Consider the following 20,694-nt stretch of genomic DNA (forward strand, 5'->3'; position numbering starts at 1 on the left):
AACCTTGTCGGCCGCGTTTGCGTTGCAAGGTTGAAAAAAACAATCATTCGGTCACGATGCGAACGGCTGCCACCGGCCGGTCATATCGCCGATGCGAGACGAGATTAGGGTGGAAAAAGACTTGGAGAGGGTCGCAAGGCGACCTCCCCGCCTTCAGCTGCGGGGCGCAATAGGAGTCGATCATGGATCAGGATGGGCGTGACCGTTTCGAAATCCCCAAGGAAGTGCGTTCCATGGCAGAGGCCAGCTTCGATCAAGCCCGCAAGGCGTTCGAGCACATGCTGACCAACGCCCAGCAGACCGCCACCACGATCGAGGACCGCGGCGCCACCGTCCGCGCCAACGCCAAGGAAATCAGCACCCGGGCCGTGAGCTTTGCCGAGCGCAACGTTTCGGCGGCGCTCGACTACGCCCAGCAACTGGTCCACGCCAAGGACCTCGGCGACGTGCTGCGCCTGCATAGCGAATACGTTCAGGGTCAGATGAAGGCCCTGGCCGAGCAGGCTGCCGAACTCGGGCAGGTTGTGACCAAGGCTGCCCAGGACGCCGCGAAGCCGAAGAGCTAGTCAGCTTCTACACCCGCTACGGACCGGATTATCAGGAACATTCGGCGGCGTTCGGAATTGTTGCTGGCTGTAAATCTGGCAGTGCAATGCGATTTTATGTTGCGTTGCAACAATTGTAATGTTACCTATTGATGAATAGGGACGACCAGCGTCGGTCGTCCCCAAACAGGCTCGGCGACGGCCCATTTTTCCTTAGGCCATCCGCGCGGGTCACTTCGATTTCCCCACCAGCGAAGGATGTCCCAATGGCCGATTCGAGCGATCCGTTTTCCACCGTCCTCCCGTTCCAGCTGCCCGAGCAGGTCCGCGCATTTGCTGAAAAGGGCGTGTCCCAGGCACGCGACAGCTACAGCAAGTTGCGGGACGTGGCCGAGACCAACAACGGCACGATCGAGGCTATGTTCTCCACGGCCAGCAAGGGCGCGACCGACTATTCGGCCAAGATGTTCGAAATCGTGAAGACCAACACCGGCGCCAGCTTCGATTTCGCGCATAGCCTGTTCGGCGCCAAGACGCTGCCGGAAGTGCTGGAAATGTGGACCTCGCACGCCAAGAAGCAGGTCGAGGTGATGACCACCCAGACCAAGGAACTGACCGAATTGAGCCAGAAGGTCGCCGCCGAGGCGGTCGAGCCGATCAAGGCCAGCGCCTCGAAGCTCTTCACCTCGGCCGCCTGATCCGGGCGCAGTTCGCACGATTTCGAAAGCCCGGGCATTGTCCCGGGCTTTTTTGTCGATAGCGACCCTCGACATTCGTCTGGAGGCCGTTCGCGGCCTTGCCAAAGAGCCGCGTTGCACCTAGTTTCCGCCCGTTCGCGGCCAAGCTGCCGCGCCGGATGCAGTTGTAGCTCAGTTGGTTAGAGCGCCTGTCTGTGGAACAGGAGGTCGGTGGTTCGAGCCCACCCAACTGTACCACAAAATCAACCGCTTAGCGGAACTTAAGTCATACTCCTTCTGCCTGGAACGCACACCGAGCCACACACGTGTGATTTCGTGGGACTGGGAAAACAAACCTGCAATCAGACCTAGTGAGCGTGGAAAACACACTCGTAGGATCACGTAAGCTTTACCAAAATCGCTTTGCGGTTGTAGGCTCCCGGCGTCACTGGGGGCAAAAATGGCTGAAGAAGCACTATTTACGGTCACGAGCGAGGAGGACGCTTGGGCGCTTCTGCGCAATGCGTTGGAGAAGCGCGGAGACATTCCAGATGATCTAGAGATTGTTTGGAGCGGATGGCCGACCCTGCGCATTTATCTTCCGAACGTGCCGGAGGACGCCACGATCTCCACATCAATGATGTCTGCAATCATCTCTCTACAGACATCGATCTATCGAACCCACGCCCTGCTTTCCAAGGGAAACAGCAACCTTCGAACATTGACACAGATTGAGCGAGATCAATTTGAAATTCGCGTTAAAGTTGAAAAAGGAAGCAGCGATCTCTCGATCAATCTGAATGACATTCTTGCCAAATACGGAAACGAAATCATCGCAAAAATGACCGGTACAGACCTGCTCATCTTGGTTTTGGGACTTGCCCTAATTTATGCGGGCAAGCTGGCTTTTAGTGATTTTCTCAAATTCAAGAGCGAGCAGCGAAAAGCGGCCTCGGACGATCAGAAGACCAAAGGGCTACTCGACACTTTCGAGACATACTTACAGCATGACTCCAAGCGAACTGAATTGCTTTCTAGAGCGCTAGAGGCGGCACCGGTCCTTAAGCAAATTCAGCAGAGTGCCAATTCGGCCAAGGAGGAACTCGTCAGAGCCGTTGCGGATGAGCGCGGCGGTAAAATTCAAGGCATCGAGTTGCCGAAGGATGTTGCCAACGAGATTAGCTCCAAAAGCCGAACGCAAAGTTCTGAAGCGCGCAGTGCCGGCCAGTACCGTGTTGCAAAAGTTGATACTACAGTCGCAAACGGATTCAGAGTAACTCTTGAAGATATAGAGTCCGGTGAGATCGTAACCGCCTCTCTATTCGATGCAATTATCTCGGCTGAACACCGCACCGTGCTTCAATCCGCTGAATGGAATAAGAAGCCTTTGTTTGTCGAAATGAGTGGTCGCAGGCTCCGCGGAAAGATGGTCGACGCAAAAATTGTGAGTGTTTCGGCTGTCGAGGATGCGTAATATTTCAGGACGCCATTTGGCACTAACTTAGAAGCAGCGAAGCGAAATTTCTCTCGCCCGGAACTGGGAACCCGCCGGTACGCTGAGCCTGTAGCGGAAATGGTGCTGCGCCGTGCGCTGTTCCGACCCGAGGAGCTAGTTTATCAGGCGCGGGTGGTCGCGCAGATCGGCCTTTCTGCTGTTGATCAGAGGCAGGCTGTCCCGATACAGGTCGCTCTTCGGCTTTGCGGCGGCTTCGTAGGTGATGCCGGCCGATCGGAACGCTCCTTGCCCATTCGCCCGCATAGCGATCTCTGAGGACGTGGGTAATGCCGTAGCTGCGCAGCGTCGCCGCGAACTCCTCCACAACATCATCGGGCGAGAATGGCGGTTTTCGCTCGCGGACCGCGTCGAAGACGCAGACGCCATTTTCGCGATGCGCGATCGCAAGCGTCATCGAGACTGAAAATCCCCCCGATGGATCGCAGAACGCCGAATAGCAGGCTTCATCAACACGGCTCCGCTCGAAAACGCCCGCTGAGACGCAAGCGTCGATCGCAGCGCGGCCGATGACCCGCAGAACGAGGCCGAGCATCCGCTGGTCGAAGTAGTCCACCTGCTTGCCGGGGGTGGGCCTGAGGTTCCGCCCCCTTTCTTCGGTGAGTCGTTTCCGCGGCATCCCATCCTTCGCCTAATGAATGCCTAGGTAATTTGGGATGGCTGGATGGTGCTACTACAGGTTGATTCTTCATGAGTCGATCGCATCCAGTTGAATATTTGGTTTAAAATCAAAAATTTCGTCGAAGCGAGCCGAAATGCTACGGCTTTGGCAACTAAAGATTGTGTCTGTGGAACAGGACGTCAGTGGTTCGAGCCCACCCAACTGTACCACTCACCAATCCCCCTTGATGTCGTCACAGCCCGGCCGTTGGCCGTGCCGGCACAGCGACGCTCTGATCCGACGTTCGCGCCGACTTCCAAGCCTCCGCCTTTGCCGGAACGAGCACCCGTGCGCCGCGTTTCCTCCTTATCGAAGATGGAGGCGGCATGACCGAGTTCGAACCGGGGGACGACGCGATCGCACTGATGGTCGATGTCGCCCGAACAGGCGGACGCGATTTGAATGCAGCGCAGCGACGTGACCTAAATCACTTGGTGTCGCGGGGCTTGGTCGCGGTCGACGAGGCGTCGAATAGTTGCGAAGTCACGCCGAAGGGACAAGCATTGCTCGATCAGCGAGGGGTCGGCGTCAATGAAGCGTAGTATCCGGGCTAATTCCGGCGATGCGATCGGATTTCCTTTCTCTCATCTTGGCGAAGATCAGCAAGCGGTTCCAACGCAACAGCGCGTCAGACTGACGCGCTGGCGCCGCGCCGATGCGCCTCATAACTCGAACGGATGAATCAGATCATGAACGATGCCGACCACCGAGCCGAGCTCGATCGCCATCTGGCTTGGTTCGAATCCAAATTGCCGGAGAAGCCCGCGAATTTCGTCGGATGGCTGCGGAAGCCATCATCGAAATACGTTCGTTTGCCGCTCGGGGTGATGCTGGTCGGTGGTGGCGTGCTGAGCTTTCTGCCGGTGCTGGGGTTGTGGATGTTGCCGCTTGGTCTCGTGCTGATCGCTCAGGATGTGCCGGCGCTGGAGAAGCCGACGGCGCGGACGTTGAGTTGGGTGGAGCGTAAATGGCTCGAACGGCAGCGTCCCAAGGGTGCCGATACGGAACCTTTCATTCCTGATCAGCACCCGCATAGTGCCTCCGATGACCCGCGGCCGAGGGCCTGATACGGCACCCTGGCGCGATTAGTGTGACTCAAAAGCCAATCGGCAGCTGCAATCCGGCAGGCATCCTCGCCAGCCTGCAGTTTTATCTTCCACGAATCAGCTTCCTGATTCACCTTTGTCAATTAAAGGTCATTCGGGAGGCCATCGTATGAATGTAATCGTTTTTGCTTCGCGTAAGGGCGGTTCGGGAAAAAGTACCCTGACCGCTCACTTGGCTGCTCATGTCAACAAAGCGTCGCGGCCATGTTTGCTGATCGATGCCGATCCGCAGGGATCGCTGACTCTGTGGCACAAGCTTCGTGGTACCAACGAGCCGCCGCTGCGTTCCGCGACCCGCTCGGTCAGTGAGATCGTTGCGTCCGCCAAGCGCGACGGCATCGAATGGGTGTTTATCGATACGCCGCCGAATTTGTCCGCGGTCGTCGAAGACGCGATCCGGAATGCGACGATGGTGATCATTCCGGCACGTCCCGGGGTGTTCGACGTCAATGCAGTTCAGGATACGATTCAGACCTGCCGCGCCAATCGCAAGCCCTATGCGGTGGTGCTGAACGGCGCGCCGGCGCTGCGGGACGAAGTCGAGAGCCGGATCGTGACGATCGCTCGCGATGCGCTGTCGAAGTTCAAGGCGCCGGTCTGGGGCGGCCAGATCACCAACCGCGCCGACCTGCTGATGGCGCTTGGTGAAGGCCAGGGAGCCCGCGAGTATGCGGCAGAAGGCCGCGCCGCCTATGAGATCAATCGCCTCTGGGCCGCGATCGAGCGCTCGGTCAAAGCCATTCGCGGGGCCGGTTCTTCCGGCGGCGCGATGCACAAGCAGGCTGCTTAGACTTCACAACACATGCGCGCGGAATTCCGCGCGTTTCGTTGCTGTCGCGGCCGATCGACGCGGCATGACATCATTGATCCCAGCGGCGTCCGCTTTGGCGACCAGCGCATCTGCTTTGGCGATATGACGAAAAAAAACCGGGCTCGCGAGGAGCCCGGCTGAGGTCTTGGCCACGTGAGGCCGACACAATCACCTTCCAAGAGGGATAACTGAAGCTCCACACTACTGGAGGAGGGGGACATGCGTAGTGCGAACCCTCAGCGTGGAGACATTTGATCTTTGAATGCATCTCGCAGCAAGCGGGGCGCCCGCATGTCAGTCATGCGGAGACAGCGACCTCAGCTCGGCCAGCGTTGCGCCTTGTTGACCACGAAATCGCGAAACACCTGAACGCGCGCGACCGACTTCAATTCCTCGGGATAAACGAAGTAGGTGTCGAGCTGGATCGAATCCTCTTCACCGAACAATTGCACCAGCCGGTTCGGATCCTCGACCAGATAGTCCGGCAACGCGGCGATGCCGAGGCCCTGCTGGCACGCGCGCACCAGACCAAGGATGTTGTTGACCTTGAAGTAAGGCTCACGCGGACCCGAACCGTTGCGGCCGGCATCGACCAGCCAGCTCCGGTTCTGCAAATGCTGCGGGACCTGGCTGTCGCTCAGCATGATCAGGCGATGATTGTCGAGCTCTTCCAGCGTGCGCGGCGTGCCGAAATGCTTGATGTATTCCGGTGAGCAATAAGCATGGAAGCCGATCGAGAACAGCTTGCGCTGGATCAGGTCTGGCTGGGTCGGCTTGCGGGTGCGGATCGCGACGTCGGCCTCGCGCATCGAAAGGTCGAGTTCTTCGTCGGTGACGATCAGCGAGATCCGGATCTCCGGATAGAGCGCCGTGAATTCCCCGAGCCGCGGCACCAGCCAATGGATGCCGAGGCCCGGCGTGGTGGTGATCTTGAGGTCGCCGCTCGGCCGTTCCCGGCTGTCGGTCAACTTGGCGCGGGCGGCCTGAAGCTGCATGAAGACATCATGCGCGGTCCGGAACAGCAGGTCGCCCTGTTCGGTCAGGATCAGGCCGCGGGCGTGCCGATGAAACAGCGACACCGACAGTTCCTGTTCGAGTGCGCTGACCTGCCGCGACACTGCCGACTGCGACAGCCCGAGCTGTTCACCGGCATGAGTGAAGCTGCCGGCTTCGGCGGCGGCGTGGAAGACCTTGAGCTTGTCCCAATCCATATCGGTGAACCCGTCGCGGTGTCGAGGCATGGCTATTCCGCCGCTTCGCGATCGCTGGCCCGGAGCGCCAGGAAGCGCTCGGCTTCCAGCGCGGCCATGCATCCGAGGCCGGCTGCGGTGACCGCCTGGCGGTAGGTCTCGTCGGCGACATCGCCGGCGGCGAACAGGCCGGGGATCGAGGTCGCGGTGGAGTTCGGTGCGACTTCGACATAGCCGGACGGTTTCAGCTTGAGTTGGTCCTTGACCAGTTCGGTGGCCGGCGCGTGACCGATGGCGATGAACACGCCGTCGGCGCGAACGTCGCTGGTCGCCCCGGTCTTGACGTTCCGCAGCCGGACGTGGGTCACCTTGGTCGGATTGTCGCTGCCGCAGATCTCGTCGATCGCGCTGTCCCAGATCACCTTGATCTTCGGGTTCTTGAACAGGCGGTCCTGCAGGATGCGTTCGGCGCGGAAATGATCGCGGCGATGAACGACGGTGACGCTGGAGGCGAAATTGGTGAGGAACATCGCTTCTTCGACCGCGGTGTTGCCGCCGCCGACCACGACGACGTCCTTGCCGCGATAGAAGAAGCCGTCGCAGGTGGCGCAGGCCGAGACGCCGAAGCCCTTGTAGGTCTGTTCCGACGGGATGCCGAGCCAGCGCGCCTGCGCACCGGTGGCGAGGATTACGGTGTCGGCGATATAGACGTCACCACTGTCACAGCTCAGTCGGAAAGGGCGCTGGCTGAGGTCGAGGTTGACGACGAGATCGGTGACGATCTTGGTCCCGACATGCAGGGCCTGCTTCTCCATCTGCTCCATCAGCCAGGGCCCCTGGATGACGTCTGCGAAGCCGGGATAGTTTTCCACGTCTGTCGTGATGGTGAGCTGGCCGCCCGGCTGGATGCCCTGAATCAGGATCGGCTCGAGCATGGCGCGAGCGGCATAGATCGCCGCGGTATAGCCGGCCGGTCCCGAACCAATGATCACAACTTTGGCGTGGACTGGGCTGGGCATGTTTCAGCTCCCCGAATTTAGGGCGGCGCGAAGCAGGGATTGGGCCTGGCAGATGCATCGCCGTTGGGCGGAAGATTTAGCCGCGACCTTATGGTATCTGGTGAGCTATGCAAGTTTTGCAATACGTCTCTGCAGGATTTCCCACCGACTTTGGCGAACGACCTGTGAGCATCGCGAAATAAAATTACTCAAAATTTGCCAGTTGCGATATGACGGGGCGATTTTCCAGCCTGTAACCCGGGACAGCATGCGTGTCGAAGAGCCTCGATCAGATCGATCTCAAGATCCTTCAGGAAATTCAGGATGACGGCCGGATCACCAATGTCGAATTGGCGAAGCGGGTCGGTATCTCGCCGCCGCCCTGTCTGCGCCGGGTTCGGACGCTGGAAGAAGAGGGCTATATCAAGGGTTATCGGGGGCTGCTCGATCCCGCGCAGCTCGGTTTCGACGTCACCGTGTTCGCGTCGGTCCATCTGTCGAGCCAGGCGGAAGCCGACCTGCGCGGCTTCGAGGCGTTCGTTCGCGCCGAACCCCTGGTCCGGGAATGCTGGATGCTGTCGGGCGAGGTCGACTTCATCCTCAAATGCGTCGCGCCGGATATGGCGACATTCCAGAACTTCGTCGCGCACCTGACAGCGGCGCCGCACGTGCGGAACGTGCGGACGTCACTCGTGCTGCGGAATTCGAAATACGCAGCGGCCGTGCCGCTCGAGCTGAAGTCGGCGGCGACCTGACGATCGCCGCCGCGGCGCCGTCAGCGCGTGCGGGAGATCGCCCGATCAAGGCTGATCGGTCCGCCACCAGCCGTCGCCAGATACAGGCAGGAGAAGCAGAACAGGATCGCGCTCGTTCCATTGTTCAGCAGCGGCAGCCAGACCGGCGCATCGGCCTTGAAGACGTGGCCGAGGAAATAAGCGAATGCCATCTCGCCAGCGAGAATGAACGCCACCGGGCGGGTGAACAGCCCGAGCATCAGCATGGCGCCGAGGATCAGTTCGAGCGCACCGGCGGCTCCGATCAGCGAAAACAGCTCGACCTTGGCGAAGTAGGGCACGGCTGGATATTTGAAGATCTTCGCCACGCCATACTGAAACAGCAACAGACCGGTGATGAAGCGGAACAGGCTGAGGGCGAGCGGCTGCCAGCGCGCGAAGACTTGGTCCATGGGTACCCTTTCGATGTTTGTCTGCTGTCGTGAGATCATCGGGAAATCGCGACGACGCAAGACAACACCGAAGCATGACAGTTATTCCGGCGAACGCTGATCGCGACCAACCGCCGCACCGCGACAAACAAACAAGCCGCGCACGAGGCGCGGCTTGTTTGGCATTGATGCGGCCGGTTTCGGTCGCCGTCAGCGCATGATCCGAAAACGATGCCGGCCTTCGGACAAGATCATGCTCAACAACAAGCTCAAGCGGAATGACGATCCGGGGATCAGTCGTCCTGTCAGCGCCACTCGACCTTGGCGATCTCGTAGGCCTTGGCGCCGCCGGGCGCGACGACTTCCACCGACGTGCCCTGCGTTTTGCCGATCAGGGCGCGCGCCAGCGGCGAGGTGATCGATATCTTGCCCTTCTTGGCGTCGGCTTCGCTTTCACCGACGATCTGCCACACCGCCTTCTTCTCGGTGTCTTCGTCGATCAGTGTCACGGTGGCGCCGAATTTGATGGTGTCGCCGCTGAGCTTGCTGATGTCGATGATATCGGCGCGCGCCAGCTTGTCTTCAAGCTCGGCGATGCGGCCCTCATTATGCGACTGCTCTTCCTTGGCGGCGTGATACTCCGCATTTTCGGACAGGTCGCCGTGCGAACGCGCTTCGGCGATATGCTCGATGATGCGCGGACGATCCACCGACTGGCGATGTTTCAGCTCGTCCGAAAGTGCGGCATAGCCACCCGCGGTCATCGGTACCTTTTCCACCATCTTGCCTTCATCCTTCAGCATTCGTCGGGGATGGCCACGGTGTGCGCATCCACGAAGTCGTCAGCTTACATAAGGGGGCGGGCCGCCAAAGCGGTACCCCAAGAATACTTCCAGCCGTTACCCGGGGACGCTGCGAAACGCCGGGTAGAAAACAATCCCAAAGCTGGCGGGTTCCCGGCCTGCCGGCGACGTTGCCGATCAGTGACCGGGCACGGGGCCCGGCTGACGATCAGGTTTCGGAAAAGTAGCTCTGCAAGGTCCGAACCTCAAGGTCCCCGCCAAGATAGGCCCGGATTCCCTTCGCGGCGGCAACAGCGCCCGAAAGAGTGGTGTAATATGGTACTTTATGCAAGAGGGCAGCACGTCGCAACGAGCGGCTGTCCGCCAGGGCCTGAGGTCCTTCGGTCGTATTGAAGACCAGTTGCACTTCGCCGTTCATGATGGCGTCGACGATGTGCGGACGACCTTCCAGAACCTTGTTGACCTTCTCGGCCGGGACGCCGTGGTCGCTGAGATAGCGTTGGGTGCCCGAGGTCGCGATCACCTTGAAGCCCGCCTCGTGTAGCAGCTTCACTGCATCGACGATGCGGGTCTTGTCGCTTTCGCGAACTGAAACGAACACCGTTCCCTTGCGCGGCACCCGCGTGCCGCCGCCGAGCTGGCTCTTGGCGAAGGCGATCTCGAACGAGCGGTCGAGCCCCATGACTTCGCCGGTCGAGCGCATCTCCGGGCCGAGCACGGTATCGACGCCCGGGAAGCGCGCGAACGGAAACACCGATTCCTTGACGCCGACATGATCGAGCTTGCGGCGCTTCAGGCCAAGGTCGGCGATCTTCTCGCCGGCCATGATCCGCGCGGCGAGCTTCGCCACCGGCATACCGATCACCTTGGCGACGAACGGCACGGTGCGCGACGCGCGCGGATTGACCTCGAGCACGTAGATCTCGCCGTCCTTGATGGCGTATTGCACGTTCATCAGGCCGACCACATCAAGGCCGAGCGCAAGCTCGCGGGTCTGGCGTTCCAGTTCGGCGATCATCGCCGCATCGAGCGAATGCGACGGCAGCGAGCAGGCCGAGTCGCCGGAGTGAATGCCGGCTTCCTCGATATGCTCCATGATTCCGACGATGAAAGTATCCTTGCCGTCGGACAGGCAATCGACATCGATTTCGGTCGCGTCCGACAGATAGCGGTCGAACAGCAGCGGATTGGTGCCGAGCACCGTGTTGATCTGGCCGGTCTTGTCGTTCGGATAGCGCGCCTTGACGTCGCCCGGCACCAGCTCCGGCAGGGTGCCGAGCAGATAGTCGCTGAGCTGATTGTCCTCGCGGATGATCTGCATCGCGCGGCCGCCCAACACGTAAGACGGGCGCACCACCAGCGGCAGGCCGAGTTCGGCGGCGACCAGGCGCGCCTGCTCGACCGAATAGGCGATGCCGTTCTTCGGCTGCTTCAGCCGCAGCTTGTCGAGAATCCGCTTGAACCGGTCGCGGTCCTCGGCGAGGTCGATCGCGTCGGGCGAGGTGCCCAGGATCGGCACATCGGCCGCTTCCAGCGCGCGCGCGAGCTTCAGCGGCGTCTGGCCGCCGAACTGTACGATCACGCCGTGAAGCGTGCCGTTGCTGCGTTCAGTATCGATGATCTCGAGCACGTCCTCGGCGGTCAGCGGTTCGAAATACAGCCTATCCGCGGTGTCGTAATCGGTCGACACGGTTTCCGGGTTGCAGTTGACCATGATCGATTCATAGCCGGCGTCGTGCAGCGCGAAGCAGGCATGACAGCAGCAATAGTCGAACTCGATGCCCTGGCCGATCCGGTTCGGACCGCCGCCGAGAATGATCACCTTGTTCTTCGCCGAGGGCCGGCTCTCGTCAGAGGGCGGTCCCGCGAACGGAGTCTCGTAAGTCGAGTACATATAGGCGGTCGGCGAGGCGAATTCCGCAGCGCAAGTGTCGATCCGCTTGAACATCGGCCGCACGTCGAGCGCGCGGCGTTTCGCCTTGACCTCGGCTTCGGTGGTGCTGGCGAGCACTGCGAGGCGGGCGTCGGAGAAACCCATCGCCTTCAGCGTGCGCATCCCGAATGCGTGATCCGGCAGGCCGCTGCTGCGGACCTTGTTTTCCATGTCGACGATGCCGCGCAGCTGCGCCAGGAACCACGGATCGATCTTGCAGGAGTTGAAGATCTCTTCGTCGGTCCAGCCGAGCCGCATCGCCTGCGCGACCTGCAGCAACCGGCTCGGCGTCGGGGTGCCGAGCGCGGCGCGGATCGCGTTCTTGTCGTCGCCGCGGCCGAGCCCGTCGATCTCGATCTCGTCGAGGCCGGTGAGGCCGCTTTCGAGGCCGCGCAACGCCTTCTGCAGGCTTTCCTGGAAGGTGCGGCCGATCGCCATCACCTCGCCGACCGACTTCATCGAGGTGGTCAGATTGTGCGAGGCGCCGGGGAACTTCTCGAACGCAAAGCGCGGGATCTTGGTGACGACATAGTCGATGGTCGGCTCGAACGACGCCGGCGTCGCGCCGCCGGTGATGTCGTTGGCGATCTCGTCGAGGGTGTAGCCGACCGCGAGCTTGGCGGCGACCTTGGCGATCGGGAAGCCGGTGGCCTTGGAGGCCAGCGCCGAGGAGCGCGAAACCCGCGGATTCATTTCGATCACGACCAGGCGGCCGTCATCCGGGTTGACCGCGAACTGCACGTTCGAGCCGCCGGTTTCGACGCCGATCTCGCGCAGCACCGCCAGCGAGGCGTCGCGCATGATCTGGTATTCCTTGTCGGTCAGCGTCAGCGCCGGCGCGACCGTGATCGAGTCGCCGGTGTGGACGCCCATCGGATCGAGGTTTTCGATCGAACAGACGATGATGCAGTTGTCCTTTTTGTCGCGGACAACCTCCATCTCGTATTCTTTCCAACCGAGGATGGATTCCTCGATCAGAACCTCGCTGGTGGGCGAGGCGTCGATGCCGCTCTCCACGATCTCGATGAATTCCGCCTTGGTGTAGGCGATGCCGCCGCCGGTGCCGCCCATCGTGAAGGACGGCCGAATCAGCGCCGGGAAACCGATCTCGTCGAGCGCGCGCAGCGCGTCGGGCAGGTTCTTGACCTGGCGGGAGCTGGGCGTTTCGAGGCCGATCTTGGTCATGGCCTCGCGGAACCGCTCGCGGTCCTCCGCCTTGTCGATGGCGTCGGCGGTGGCGCCGATCATTTCGACGTCGAATGTCTCCAGCGTGCCGAGCTTGCGCAGGCTGAGTGCACAATTCAGCGCAGTCTGGCCGCCCATCGTCGGCAGCAGCGCAAAGCCGCCGGGGATGGCGTAGCGCTCCTTCTCGATGATCTTGGCGACGATCTCGGGCGTGATCGGCTCGATATAGGTCGCATCGGCCAATTCCGGATCGGTCATGATCGTGGCCGGGTTGGAATTGACCAGGACGATCCGGTAGCCCTCTTGCTTCAGCGCTTTGACCGCCTGGGTGCCGGAATAGTCGAATTCACAAGCCTGGCCGATCACAATCGGACCAGCCCCGATGATGAGAATCGTGGATATGTCGGTTCTTTTGGGCATCAAATCTCGCTGACGCGGGCGGAAATCGGGCACAAAAAAAGGGCGCGCATCCGCGCGTCCCCTGTTCTACAAGCGCCAAGCTTCCCAGGCGCGCGGGCGTGTCTTAGACCAGTTTCCGCAGCCGCGAAAGGGGTTACAGCCGACCGTCAACCGCCAATTTGGTCGCTGGAGGCCCGGCCTGGATTTGAACCAGGATATGGGACGATGCACTGCCCCCGCGTTGACATTCCGCCACCGGGCCGAGGGCATTATCGTCTTTCGCGTGCCGGCAATCCAGTGGAAGCGTGATTTATTCTTAATCCCGGCTCTAGAAGGAACACGCATGGGCGGGGCGCCGGTCGAGTTGGTCACGAACTCGTGTGCGCCCGATCGTAACGATCCGCGCGCAGCTACGTATCTTGGTCAGATGCGGGGGCGCGGCCCACAGGCCTCGAGCGCCCGCCGCCTGCGTCGAGCCTTCGATCTCACTCGCGAGGAAAGCCCATGCGCTCCGTCAGCCGTCTTTCACGCCCAGCCGCCGCTCTGGCCGCGCTGGTTTTGTCCGCCGCCTTTGCGCCTGCGCTTGCCGCAGAGGACGCGGTGGTGATCCCGCCGCCTGCGGTCGACGCCACCGTCGCGGACGGGGTCCAGACCGCGATCTTCGCAGGCGGCTGTTTCTGGGGCGTCCAGGGCGTGTTCCAGCACACCTCTGGCGTCGTCAACGCTGTGTCGGGCTATGCCGGCGGCAGCAAGGCGACGGCGAACTACATGGCCGTATCGACCGGTGTGACCAGTCACGCCGAGGCGGTCGAAATCAAGTACAACCCGAAACAGGTCAGCTACGGCAAGCTGCTTCAGATCTTCTTCTCGGTCGCGCATGATCCGACCCAGCTCAACCGGCAGGGGCCCGACACCGGCCCGCAATATCGCTCGGCGATTTTCACCGCGAACGACGAGCAGAAGAAGGTCGCAGACGCCTACATCGCGCAGCTCGATGCGGCGCGGGTCTACAAGAAACCGATCGTCACCAAGGTCGGCGCGCTGGATGGCTTCTATGCCGCGGAGGCGTATCATCAGGACTACCTGACACTGCACCCGACCCAGCCCTATATTGTCTATAATGATCTGCCGAAGATCGAAAACCTGAAGAAGCTGTTCCCGAAGGACTATCTCGAAAAGCCGACGCTGGTGAGCAGCGCGAAGGTAACGAACTAACAGCGGTTCGCCGACACGTTCAGGAGTTACGATGACCGATACCAAGACGACGCCTGGCAAGGTTGCCAAGAGCGAGGCCGAGTGGCGCAAGGAATTGACGCCGATGCAGTACGCGGTGCTGCGCGAGAAGGCGACCGAGCGTCCTTTCTCCGGCGAGTACGAGCACGACAAGACGCCGGGCACCTATCTGTGCGCCGGCTGCGGCCAGACTCTGTTCGAGTCCGACGCGAAATTCGATTCCGGCTGCGGCTGGCCGAGTTTCACCGCGCCCGCCGGGGACGGCCAGATCGACGAGGAGCGTGATGTCAGCCACGGCATGATTCGCACCGAAGTCTTGTGCTCGCAGTGCAGCGGACACCTCGGCCACGTCTTTCCGGATGGCCCGGGGCCTACCGGCTTGCGCTATTGCATCAATTCGGCGGCGCTGAAGCTGAAGCCACGATAGGCGAGAAGCAAGAGCGCGAAAGCGCCCGACGTCCAAGACTCATCGCCAGGCGATGAGATCGGGCGTACTGTGTCCCCAGAGCCGGGGCGGGTCTGCGTTCGCCCCGCACTCCGGCCGGGGATAGCGAGATGTCGATCGCAACCGTTCTCATCATTGTCTTGATCATCCTCCTGCTCGGCGGCCTCAGCCAGCGCTTCGGCGGCTATGGCTACGGGCAGGGCCACGGCATGACGGGCCTGATCGGCGTCGTGCTCACCGTGTTGCTCGTGCTGGTGGTGTTGGGCAAAATCTGACGCTTTTGGCGGCTTCACCGGCCTCAAGCGGCGAATCGGCCGGCCGTCTTCTACCCCCGGAGGGGTCGCATTTTGCGCGATAGTGCCTATATCACAGGGTATATCCGACCAGGCGTTGGCTGACTGCTCGCTGCAGTGGGCCCTGTGCGTCCGATTTGGTCCATTTTGTCAGAAGGTTAGTTGCGCCATGGCATTCAGCTTCGATACCTCCGCCGAATTGTTTCCTGCCGCTATTCGCAAGAAGAAGCGTGCCGGCTTCGCCTATCGCCGTTTTGACAACGCGGCGGACGCGGTGCGGTTTGCCATCGAGGAACTGCCGGCGGATTCGCTCAATGGAGCCTATTTGCAGGTTGATGAAGCCCGGTTCGATCAAAAGGGCATCCGCTCGCTGTATGAGAGCGAAGGCTATCCGCACAAAAGGCGCGAACCAGAGGCAGCGGAAGCTCTGAAGGAAGACGCCGCTTAAGCGCGGCCGCAGCAATTCTTTCCGAGGCCAATTAGAGCGGTGCGAAGGTCTGTAGTTCGCAGCGATCGATGATCGCTGAGAGCCGCGACGAAACCAGCTTCACGTCGCGATAGAACAGCGCGTAGGTTCGTCTCCATTGATTCGGAGACGTGCTGCGTACGCAGATGATCCATGGCGCGACCGTTACCGGGATTGCTTCGATGGGACCCGCCACCTCGAGTGGTTCGGCCAGTTTCGCATCGCCGGCGACTCTTTTGATATCAGCGGACGCTGCCTTGATGGTGGGCGCTTGATTCGCCGGCTCCGGAATCGATTCCAGAACCGAGCATCCCGCCAGCGCAAGACAGCCAAGGATAGTAGCGAGAATCCGCATCGGACTACAATTTCCAGAATAAATGGTCATGACGCCCCGCTGCCTAGACCAGGCCGGGTTCGATATCAACGCCGGCTGGCGAAGATGTGACGGTTGGGAGTGACCATCGCGATCGTTCGTTCACGCAGTTCGGACTGCAGAGCGGCGGTCATCGGTCTGGTCACGAACAAGCCCAAAGTCTCGGCCAAATCGCTGACGGCTGGCCTATTCTCATCGTCCGCACATCAGGGTAGAACGGCGCTATGCAGCGAGCCATCCGTCTCATGACTTTGACCCTTGTGTCAGTCGGCCTCTGCGGCTGCGCCGTGGACGCCAATTTCAGCTACGCTCCCGACTTCATGAAGCAGGCGGGGCCGCGACAACCAGTGGCCGAGACGCCGCCCGATGTGGGCGGCTTTCTGAGGACCAACGTCAACGCGGTGTTTGCACAGGGGGCCTCACCGACAGGCATTCGCTTTTCGCCGCCGGTCGCCAGCAAGTATGGCGGATGGGACACCTGCGTGAAGGGAGACGTCGTCGGTGTAACCGGGCAATCGCTCGGCGGGCAGACGTTTCTCGTCACGATCGATCAGGACCGGGTCGGACGGCGAGAACGGGTCGGTACCGAGCATTGGTGCGCACGCCAGACCTACACGCCGCTCTGAGAGCCGCGGCGCGATGAGCCGCCGTCGGACATTTTCGATGCCGACGGACTTCGAACCAAAGCTCCAGATACTTGTTCGGTGTGTTTCTTCACACCAACCGGCATCCACTTCGCTCGAAACGCGATGGACGATGCTGCCTTGCCTCAGCGTAGCGATCTCTCTGGACGGAAGCCGAACTCCGTCAGCACGGCCGCGGCCGATCAGATCGTCTGGTTATAGGCGCCGACTTCGGGATGGCGGCGCAGAACGACGTTCATCGCCTCGAACATCTCGTGCATCCGTGCCTCTGACACTGGGCTCTCGACCACGACGACAAGCTCCGGCTTGTTCGACGAGGCGCGAACCAGTCCCCAACTGCCGTCCTGGCAGGTCACCCGGACGCCGTTGACGGTGACGAGATCGCGGATCGGCTGGCCGGCGACCTCGTCACCATTGGCCTTTGCCGCCTGGAAGTGCTTCACGACGGCATCGATCACGCCGTATTTGGTCTCGTCGTCGCAATGCGGCGACATCGTCGGCGACGACCAGGTTTTGGGCAGCGCGTTCTTCAGATCCGACATCGATTTGTCCGGCGCACGATCGAGCATTTCGCAGATCGCGATCGCCGACACCAGGCCGTCGTCATAGCCGCGGCCAAGCGGGGCATTGAAGAAGAAGTGGCCCGACTTCTCGAATCCGGCCAGCGCCTGCAGCTCGTGGGTGCGGCGCTTCATGTAGGAATGGCCGGTCTTCCAATATTCGGTGCGCGCACCCTGCGCCTGCAGCACCGGATCGGTCGCGAACAGGCCGGTCGATTTCACGTCGACCACGAATTGCGCGTTGGCGTTGATCGCCGACATGTCGCGCGCCAGCATCACGCCGACCTTGTCGGCGAAGATTTCCTCGCCGGTGTTGTCGACCACGCCGCAGCGGTCGCCGTCGCCGTCGAAACCGAGGCCGAGATCGGCCTTGTGCAGCAGCACCGCGTCGCGGATCGCGTGCAGCATCTCCATGTCTTCGGGATTCGGATTGTATTTGGGGAAGTTGTGGTCGAGCTCGGTGTCGAGCGGGATGACGTCGCAGCCGATCGCTTCCATCACCTGCGGCGCGAACGCGCCGGCGGTGCCGTTGCCGCAGGCGACCACGACCTTCAGCTTGCGCGTCAACCGGCTTCGTTCGGTCAGGTCGGCGATGTAGCGCGCCGGATAATTCTCGTGAAACACGTAGGAGCCGGCGCCGCTCTTGAACTGCGCATCGAGCACGATCTGTTTCAGCCGGCCCATCTCGTCCGGCCCGAAGGTCAGCGGCCGGTTGGCGCCCATCTTGACGCCGGTCCAGCCATTGTCATTGTGCGAGGCGGTCACCATCGCGACGCAGGGCACATCGAGATCGAACTGCGCGAAATACGCCATCGGCGTCACCGCGAGTCCGATGTCGTGCACCTTGCAGCCGGAGGCCATCAGCCCGGAAATCAGCGCATATTTGATCGACGCCGAATAGCTGCGGAAATCGTGGCCGGTGACGATCTCCTGCTTCTGACCGAGTTCCGCGATCAGCGTGCCGAGCCCCATGCCCAGCGCCTGAACGCCCATCAGATTGATCTCCTTGCCGAACAGCCAGCGGGCATCGTACTCGCGAAATCCGGTGGGCTTCACCATCGGCTCGGATTCGTACGCATAGGTGTTGGGGAGCAGGGATGTCTTGGGCCTGGGAAACATTAGGATCGGCTCGCGAATGAGTTGTGAGCACAGTGGGCCGTATCCCCCTGCGGTCTCGGACCATGATGACTTGATCTTCGAATCGTCATCCCGCTCCAGCTGCGTTCCCCGGATTGTCGTTTGAGACGAGCCTAGCGGCCGGACTGCCTCGGCCCTCGGCCTTCCGCCTCTTGGGTCGCCTCGGTCTCCATGTCGCCACCTAATCCGTCCTCGCGGGCGAGGTGGGGGTACTGTGCGAACATTTCGGCCTGCAGGAATTTGACCGGCACGTCGAAGTAAGCGCCGTGGTCCCGGATGTATTCCATGAAGCGCGCATTGTTGGTGTCGAACGCCTGCATCACCGCGTCGGTGCGGCCGTCGAAATCGAGCGGGGCGACGCCGAGCTTTTCGCACAGCGTCAGATTGAAGGTCGGCGACGCCTTGACCCAGCGTTCGCCGGTCCAGCATTCGGTGTAGCCGTGCCAGGCGAACAGATCGGTGCCCATCGTCCGCGTGAGATTCTCGGTCGCCAGATGATTGCGCACGTCGGCGAAGCGCACCCGCGCCGGAATCTCAGACGCGCGGCACAGCGCCGCGAAGGCCGCGGCCTTGCCGACGCAATAGCCGCGCTGCGCGCGCAACACGCTCGAGGCGCGAAACACCTCGGCGCTTCTGAAATCGACGTAAGGGTCGTAGCGGACGCCGTCGCGCACCGCCAGATACAGCGCGCGGAGTCTGTCGCCTTGGGTCGCGGCGCCGGCGGTCGCCCGGGCTGCGAGCGCCTTCACCTCGGGATGGTCGCTGTCGACGAACTCCGCCGGGCTGAGGCAGACCGCGCGTTCCGATTGGCTTGTCGGGTTGTCGTCCATCATGGGCGCCGCCAACGCGTCAGACGCTGTGCAGGCGCGGCTTCGACGACAGGATGCGTTGCGCGATCACCACCGGGCAGTCGGGCGCGTGCTTGATCTCGTCGCCGGTCTGCAGCCACGGCACCGAAGCGTTGCACAGCTTGCACTGGTTGTGCGCTCCGCCGTCTTCTTCGGAGACGATTTCGATCGCCGTCTTGACGAGTGCGGCGGCGATCTTGCGGATTTCTTCGGCGGCGGCGTCGGTCATGGCTTCATTCCGGTGCGAGCGTTGTGGTCAGTCTTGGAGCGAGTGTGCCGTCGTTGCTGTCTTGTTGCAATTGAATGGCGGCGTCGGGCGTGCTGCGACCAGATCAATAGCACGGATGCCTGCGGCCATCCTGGCCGCGATAGGCGGCGGCCCCCTGCTTGCACAGCGCGGAGACCGGGCCATCGTAATAGGCGAACAATTCGTCCGGCCGGATCGGCGGGCCGAAATTGTGGATGTACAGCGATCCCGCGCCGGCGTGATGGTGATGATGATGGTGGTGGTGGTGGTGGTGATGGCGATGCTTGTGCCGGGCTGCCGCCGGCACGGTGGCCGCGACCGACACGACCGCGATTGCGCAGATCAGCTTGAAGAGGGTCATCTGAAATTCTCCTGCTTGTCGGCAAATGAACGCGAACCAACTGCATCGGGTTTCATCATTGCCCCGGCCGATGTCAAGTTCGATGCGTTCCGGCGCCGGCCTGCAGCGGGCGCTCCACCGCGCGCAGCGTGGTCTGGCCGCCGGCGCAGCCCGCCAGCCGCTCGATCTCGGCGGCGATCGCCTCGGCATGGGCATGGTGCGCCATGTGCCCGGCGCCGGCGAGCCGCACCAGCCGCGCCTGCGGCACGGCCTTGGCCAGCGCCTCGGCGTGGATTTGCGGCGGCACCACCGGATCGGCGCTGCCGGCGAGGATGACGGTCGGCACGCTGACGCCGCCATAGCGCGGCACGTGATCGATCAGTTGGTCGCGCAGCCCGGAATATTCCTCGAGGCTTGCCCCGAAGCGCTTTGCGGTCAGCGCCAGCGCCAGTCGGCTGGTCTCGGCATAGGCCGGCGGCGGCCTCTCGGGGCGGAAGATCCGCGCGGTGATCCGCCCCATCATCGCCAGCGACAGCGGCGGCAGCAGCGTTTTCGTCACCAGCGGCCCGATCAGAACCCCGGCGACGCGCTGGAACAGCGGCAGTCCTGCGGGGCGGGGATGAGTGGTCGGGTTGATCAGCACCAGCCCCGCCACCGCGTCGGGATTGTCGAGCGCATAGCGCAGCGCGATCAGCCCGCCGAACGAATGTCCGACCACGATCAGCGGTCCGGCATCCAGGCTGCGCATCAATTCGCGCAGCAGCGAGACCTGATAGGCCGGCGAGGCCACCGGCCCGGTGCCGGTGGCGCTGTAGCCTTGCCCCGGCCGGTCCGGGATGATCACACGCAGTTTCTGCGACAGCCGCTCGCCGAGCGCCATCCGCATGTCTTCGCTGCAGAGATTGGCCCCGTGCAACAGCAGCACCGTCGGCGTCGGCCGGGCCAGCGGCTGCGCGGGGGCGAGATCGAGCGCATGCAGCCGCACGCCGCTCGCGTTGACGAACACGCCGCGCGGCGGCGTGCGCGCCTCGAGCGTCCGCGTCATTGCCCACGACGCCGCGCCCGCCGCCGCGAACACTGCGGCAACGGCCAGCACCAGCAAGACGATCGCTGTCATCGGAT

At 62.0% G+C, this 20,694-nt stretch carries 24 protein-coding genes and 2 tRNA genes; 13 read left to right on the forward strand and 13 right to left on the reverse strand.

Features of this window, described 5'->3' with window-relative positions; all coding sequences use genetic code 11:
- The first annotated feature begins 182 nt into the window (after window positions 1-182).
- The 4 genes from BMY71_RS05665 (at window position 183) to BMY71_RS05680 (ending at window position 2,696) form a co-directional block, all read left to right on the forward strand.
- The gene (locus BMY71_RS05665; RefSeq protein ID WP_011501869.1) at window positions 183-566 is read left to right on the forward strand and encodes a phasin; all 384 of its coding nucleotides are present in this window, start codon (window positions 183-185) and stop codon (window positions 564-566) included.
- Window positions 567-811: 245 nt separating this feature from the next.
- Window positions 812-1,243: a phasin gene (locus BMY71_RS05670; protein ID WP_011501870.1), complete on the forward strand. Its 432-nt coding sequence runs from the start codon at window positions 812-814 to the stop codon at window positions 1,241-1,243.
- 160 nt (window positions 1,244-1,403) lie between these two features.
- Window positions 1,404-1,480, forward strand: a tRNA-His gene (locus tag BMY71_RS05675).
- A gap of 202 nt (window positions 1,481-1,682) precedes the next feature.
- Complete coding sequence (locus BMY71_RS05680; protein ID WP_092682292.1) at window positions 1,683-2,696, forward strand: hypothetical protein; 1,014 nt, start codon at window positions 1,683-1,685, stop codon at window positions 2,694-2,696.
- A 22-nt stretch (window positions 2,697-2,718) separates the two neighbouring features.
- On the opposite strand, the gene BMY71_RS24295 is transcribed toward BMY71_RS05680, so the two are convergent.
- Window positions 2,719-3,291 carry a hypothetical protein gene (locus BMY71_RS24295; protein ID WP_139202600.1) on the reverse strand — a complete coding sequence of 191 codons (573 nt, stop codon included), beginning with the start codon at window positions 3,289-3,291 and terminating at the stop codon, window positions 2,719-2,721.
- Window positions 3,292-3,722: 431 nt separating this feature from the next.
- On the opposite strand from BMY71_RS24295, the gene BMY71_RS05685 reads away from it, so the two are divergent.
- The 3 genes from BMY71_RS05685 to BMY71_RS05695 all read left to right on the forward strand — a co-directional run bounded on the left by BMY71_RS05685 (window position 3,723) and on the right by BMY71_RS05695 (window position 5,292).
- Entirely contained in the window at window positions 3,723-3,938 is a 216-nt protein-coding gene (locus BMY71_RS05685) for a hypothetical protein (RefSeq protein ID WP_041805199.1), read from the forward strand.
- A 147-nt stretch (window positions 3,939-4,085) separates the two neighbouring features.
- Window positions 4,086-4,463, forward strand: a complete 378-nt coding sequence (locus BMY71_RS05690) for a hypothetical protein (protein WP_041805746.1) — start codon at window positions 4,086-4,088, stop codon at window positions 4,461-4,463.
- A gap of 148 nt (window positions 4,464-4,611) precedes the next feature.
- Window positions 4,612-5,292, forward strand: coding sequence for a ParA family protein (locus tag BMY71_RS05695; RefSeq protein WP_011501872.1), 681 nt, complete (start codon window positions 4,612-4,614; stop codon window positions 5,290-5,292).
- Window positions 5,293-5,630: 338 nt separating this feature from the next.
- Here the strand turns inward: BMY71_RS05695 and BMY71_RS05700 are convergent, their stop codons facing one another.
- Both BMY71_RS05700 and trxB read right to left on the reverse strand, forming a co-directional pair.
- Window positions 5,631-6,554: a LysR family transcriptional regulator gene (locus BMY71_RS05700; RefSeq protein ID WP_041805200.1), complete on the reverse strand. Its 924-nt coding sequence runs from the start codon at window positions 6,552-6,554 to the stop codon at window positions 5,631-5,633.
- Window positions 6,555-6,556: 2 nt separating this feature from the next.
- Window positions 6,557-7,522, reverse strand: coding sequence for a thioredoxin-disulfide reductase (gene trxB / locus BMY71_RS05705; protein ID WP_011501874.1), 966 nt, complete (start codon window positions 7,520-7,522; stop codon window positions 6,557-6,559).
- A gap of 251 nt (window positions 7,523-7,773) precedes the next feature.
- Here trxB and BMY71_RS05710 point away from each other — a divergent pair, with 251 nt between their 5' ends.
- Entirely contained in the window at window positions 7,774-8,256 is a 483-nt protein-coding gene (locus tag BMY71_RS05710) for an Lrp/AsnC family transcriptional regulator (RefSeq protein WP_011501875.1), read from the forward strand.
- A gap of 20 nt (window positions 8,257-8,276) precedes the next feature.
- On the opposite strand, the gene BMY71_RS05715 is transcribed toward BMY71_RS05710, so the two are convergent.
- The 4 genes from BMY71_RS05715 to BMY71_RS05730 form a co-directional block, all read right to left on the reverse strand.
- Entirely contained in the window at window positions 8,277-8,687 is a 411-nt protein-coding gene (locus BMY71_RS05715) for a DoxX family protein (protein ID WP_011501876.1), read from the reverse strand.
- A gap of 284 nt (window positions 8,688-8,971) precedes the next feature.
- Window positions 8,972-9,448 (reverse strand): transcription elongation factor GreA, encoded by a 477-nt coding sequence (gene greA / locus BMY71_RS05720; protein ID WP_041805748.1) that lies wholly within the window; start codon window positions 9,446-9,448, stop codon window positions 8,972-8,974.
- A 229-nt stretch (window positions 9,449-9,677) separates the two neighbouring features.
- On the reverse strand, window positions 9,678-13,007 hold the full coding sequence (gene carB, locus BMY71_RS05725; protein WP_092682294.1) for a carbamoyl-phosphate synthase large subunit: 3,330 nt from the start codon (window positions 13,005-13,007) through the stop codon (window positions 9,678-9,680).
- A gap of 166 nt (window positions 13,008-13,173) precedes the next feature.
- Window positions 13,174-13,248 (reverse strand) — tRNA-Ala (locus tag BMY71_RS05730).
- 242 nt (window positions 13,249-13,490) lie between these two features.
- Here BMY71_RS05730 and msrA point away from each other — a divergent pair.
- From msrA to BMY71_RS05750, 4 genes are all read left to right on the forward strand, one after another.
- Window positions 13,491-14,201 carry a peptide-methionine (S)-S-oxide reductase MsrA gene (gene msrA, locus BMY71_RS05735; RefSeq protein ID WP_092682296.1) on the forward strand — a complete coding sequence of 237 codons (711 nt, stop codon included), beginning with the start codon at window positions 13,491-13,493 and terminating at the stop codon, window positions 14,199-14,201.
- A 31-nt stretch (window positions 14,202-14,232) separates the two neighbouring features.
- A complete protein-coding gene (gene msrB, locus BMY71_RS05740; RefSeq protein WP_011501880.1) occupies window positions 14,233-14,646 on the forward strand; it encodes a peptide-methionine (R)-S-oxide reductase MsrB in 414 nt (137 codons plus the stop codon).
- A 128-nt stretch (window positions 14,647-14,774) separates the two neighbouring features.
- Complete coding sequence (locus tag BMY71_RS05745) at window positions 14,775-14,939, forward strand: DUF3309 family protein (protein WP_011501881.1); 165 nt, start codon at window positions 14,775-14,777, stop codon at window positions 14,937-14,939.
- Between the two features lie 187 nt (window positions 14,940-15,126).
- The gene (locus BMY71_RS05750; RefSeq protein ID WP_011501882.1) at window positions 15,127-15,405 is read left to right on the forward strand and encodes a hypothetical protein; all 279 of its coding nucleotides are present in this window, start codon (window positions 15,127-15,129) and stop codon (window positions 15,403-15,405) included.
- A gap of 31 nt (window positions 15,406-15,436) precedes the next feature.
- Here the strand turns inward: BMY71_RS05750 and BMY71_RS05755 are convergent, their stop codons facing one another.
- Complete coding sequence (locus BMY71_RS05755; RefSeq protein WP_244525980.1) at window positions 15,437-15,778, reverse strand: hypothetical protein; 342 nt, start codon at window positions 15,776-15,778, stop codon at window positions 15,437-15,439.
- Between the two features lie 263 nt (window positions 15,779-16,041).
- On the opposite strand from BMY71_RS05755, the gene BMY71_RS05760 reads away from it, so the two are divergent.
- Window positions 16,042-16,422 carry a hypothetical protein gene (locus tag BMY71_RS05760; protein ID WP_244525981.1) on the forward strand — a complete coding sequence of 127 codons (381 nt, stop codon included), beginning with the start codon at window positions 16,042-16,044 and terminating at the stop codon, window positions 16,420-16,422.
- A 200-nt stretch (window positions 16,423-16,622) separates the two neighbouring features.
- Here BMY71_RS05760 and BMY71_RS05765 read toward each other — a convergent pair whose 3' ends face one another.
- From BMY71_RS05765 to BMY71_RS05785, 5 genes are all read right to left on the reverse strand, one after another.
- Entirely contained in the window at window positions 16,623-18,119 is a 1,497-nt protein-coding gene (locus BMY71_RS05765) for a phosphomannomutase/phosphoglucomutase (protein ID WP_092682300.1), read from the reverse strand.
- 131 nt (window positions 18,120-18,250) lie between these two features.
- Complete coding sequence (locus BMY71_RS05770; RefSeq protein ID WP_092682302.1) at window positions 18,251-18,970, reverse strand: transglutaminase-like domain-containing protein; 720 nt, start codon at window positions 18,968-18,970, stop codon at window positions 18,251-18,253.
- Between the two features lie 16 nt (window positions 18,971-18,986).
- Window positions 18,987-19,214: a DUF3222 family protein gene (locus BMY71_RS05775; RefSeq protein WP_011501887.1), complete on the reverse strand. Its 228-nt coding sequence runs from the start codon at window positions 19,212-19,214 to the stop codon at window positions 18,987-18,989.
- 103 nt (window positions 19,215-19,317) lie between these two features.
- Window positions 19,318-19,593 carry a hypothetical protein gene (locus tag BMY71_RS05780; RefSeq protein WP_092682304.1) on the reverse strand — a complete coding sequence of 92 codons (276 nt, stop codon included), beginning with the start codon at window positions 19,591-19,593 and terminating at the stop codon, window positions 19,318-19,320.
- Window positions 19,594-19,666: 73 nt separating this feature from the next.
- A complete protein-coding gene (locus BMY71_RS05785; RefSeq protein WP_092682306.1) occupies window positions 19,667-20,689 on the reverse strand; it encodes an alpha/beta fold hydrolase in 1,023 nt (340 codons plus the stop codon).
- Window positions 20,690-20,694: the final 5 nt, after the last annotated feature.

This window comes from Rhodopseudomonas pseudopalustris (assembly GCF_900110435.1).
Lineage (GTDB): Bacteria > Pseudomonadota > Alphaproteobacteria > Rhizobiales > Xanthobacteraceae > Rhodopseudomonas > Rhodopseudomonas pseudopalustris.

Bases quoted from the DNA above. Each gene is read 5' to 3' on its own strand.
- BMY71_RS05780 (WP_092682304.1), bottom strand. From the start codon at position 19,593: ATGACCCTCTTCAAGCTGATCTGCGCAATCGCGGTCGTGTCGGTCGCG.
- msrB (WP_011501880.1), top strand. From the start codon at position 14,233: ATGACCGATACCAAGACGACGCCTGGCAAGGTTGCCAAGAGCGAGGCC.
- greA (WP_041805748.1), bottom strand. From the start codon at position 9,448: ATGGTGGAAAAGGTACCGATGACCGCGGGTGGCTATGCCGCACTTTCG.
- BMY71_RS05765 (WP_092682300.1), bottom strand. From the start codon at position 18,119: ATGTTTCCCAGGCCCAAGACATCCCTGCTCCCCAACACCTATGCGTAC.
- BMY71_RS05750 (WP_011501882.1), top strand. From the start codon at position 15,127: ATGGCATTCAGCTTCGATACCTCCGCCGAATTGTTTCCTGCCGCTATT.
- BMY71_RS05785 (WP_092682306.1), bottom strand. From the start codon at position 20,689: ATGACAGCGATCGTCTTGCTGGTGCTGGCCGTTGCCGCAGTGTTCGCG.
- BMY71_RS05670 (WP_011501870.1), top strand. From the start codon at position 812: ATGGCCGATTCGAGCGATCCGTTTTCCACCGTCCTCCCGTTCCAGCTG.
- BMY71_RS05755 (WP_244525980.1), bottom strand. From the start codon at position 15,778: ATGCGGATTCTCGCTACTATCCTTGGCTGTCTTGCGCTGGCGGGATGC.
- carB (WP_092682294.1), bottom strand. From the start codon at position 13,007: ATGCCCAAAAGAACCGACATATCCACGATTCTCATCATCGGGGCTGGT.
- BMY71_RS05700 (WP_041805200.1), bottom strand. From the start codon at position 6,554: ATGCCTCGACACCGCGACGGGTTCACCGATATGGATTGGGACAAGCTC.
- trxB (WP_011501874.1), bottom strand. From the start codon at position 7,522: ATGCCCAGCCCAGTCCACGCCAAAGTTGTGATCATTGGTTCGGGACCG.
- BMY71_RS05665 (WP_011501869.1), top strand. From the start codon at position 183: ATGGATCAGGATGGGCGTGACCGTTTCGAAATCCCCAAGGAAGTGCGT.
- BMY71_RS05760 (WP_244525981.1), top strand. From the start codon at position 16,042: ATGACTTTGACCCTTGTGTCAGTCGGCCTCTGCGGCTGCGCCGTGGAC.
- BMY71_RS05680 (WP_092682292.1), top strand. From the start codon at position 1,683: ATGGCTGAAGAAGCACTATTTACGGTCACGAGCGAGGAGGACGCTTGG.
- BMY71_RS05715 (WP_011501876.1), bottom strand. From the start codon at position 8,687: ATGGACCAAGTCTTCGCGCGCTGGCAGCCGCTCGCCCTCAGCCTGTTC.
- BMY71_RS05775 (WP_011501887.1), bottom strand. From the start codon at position 19,214: ATGACCGACGCCGCCGCCGAAGAAATCCGCAAGATCGCCGCCGCACTC.
- BMY71_RS05745 (WP_011501881.1), top strand. From the start codon at position 14,775: ATGTCGATCGCAACCGTTCTCATCATTGTCTTGATCATCCTCCTGCTC.
- msrA (WP_092682296.1), top strand. From the start codon at position 13,491: ATGCGCTCCGTCAGCCGTCTTTCACGCCCAGCCGCCGCTCTGGCCGCG.
- BMY71_RS05770 (WP_092682302.1), bottom strand. From the start codon at position 18,970: ATGATGGACGACAACCCGACAAGCCAATCGGAACGCGCGGTCTGCCTC.
- BMY71_RS05690 (WP_041805746.1), top strand. From the start codon at position 4,086: ATGAACGATGCCGACCACCGAGCCGAGCTCGATCGCCATCTGGCTTGG.
- BMY71_RS05695 (WP_011501872.1), top strand. From the start codon at position 4,612: ATGAATGTAATCGTTTTTGCTTCGCGTAAGGGCGGTTCGGGAAAAAGT.
- BMY71_RS05685 (WP_041805199.1), top strand. From the start codon at position 3,723: ATGACCGAGTTCGAACCGGGGGACGACGCGATCGCACTGATGGTCGAT.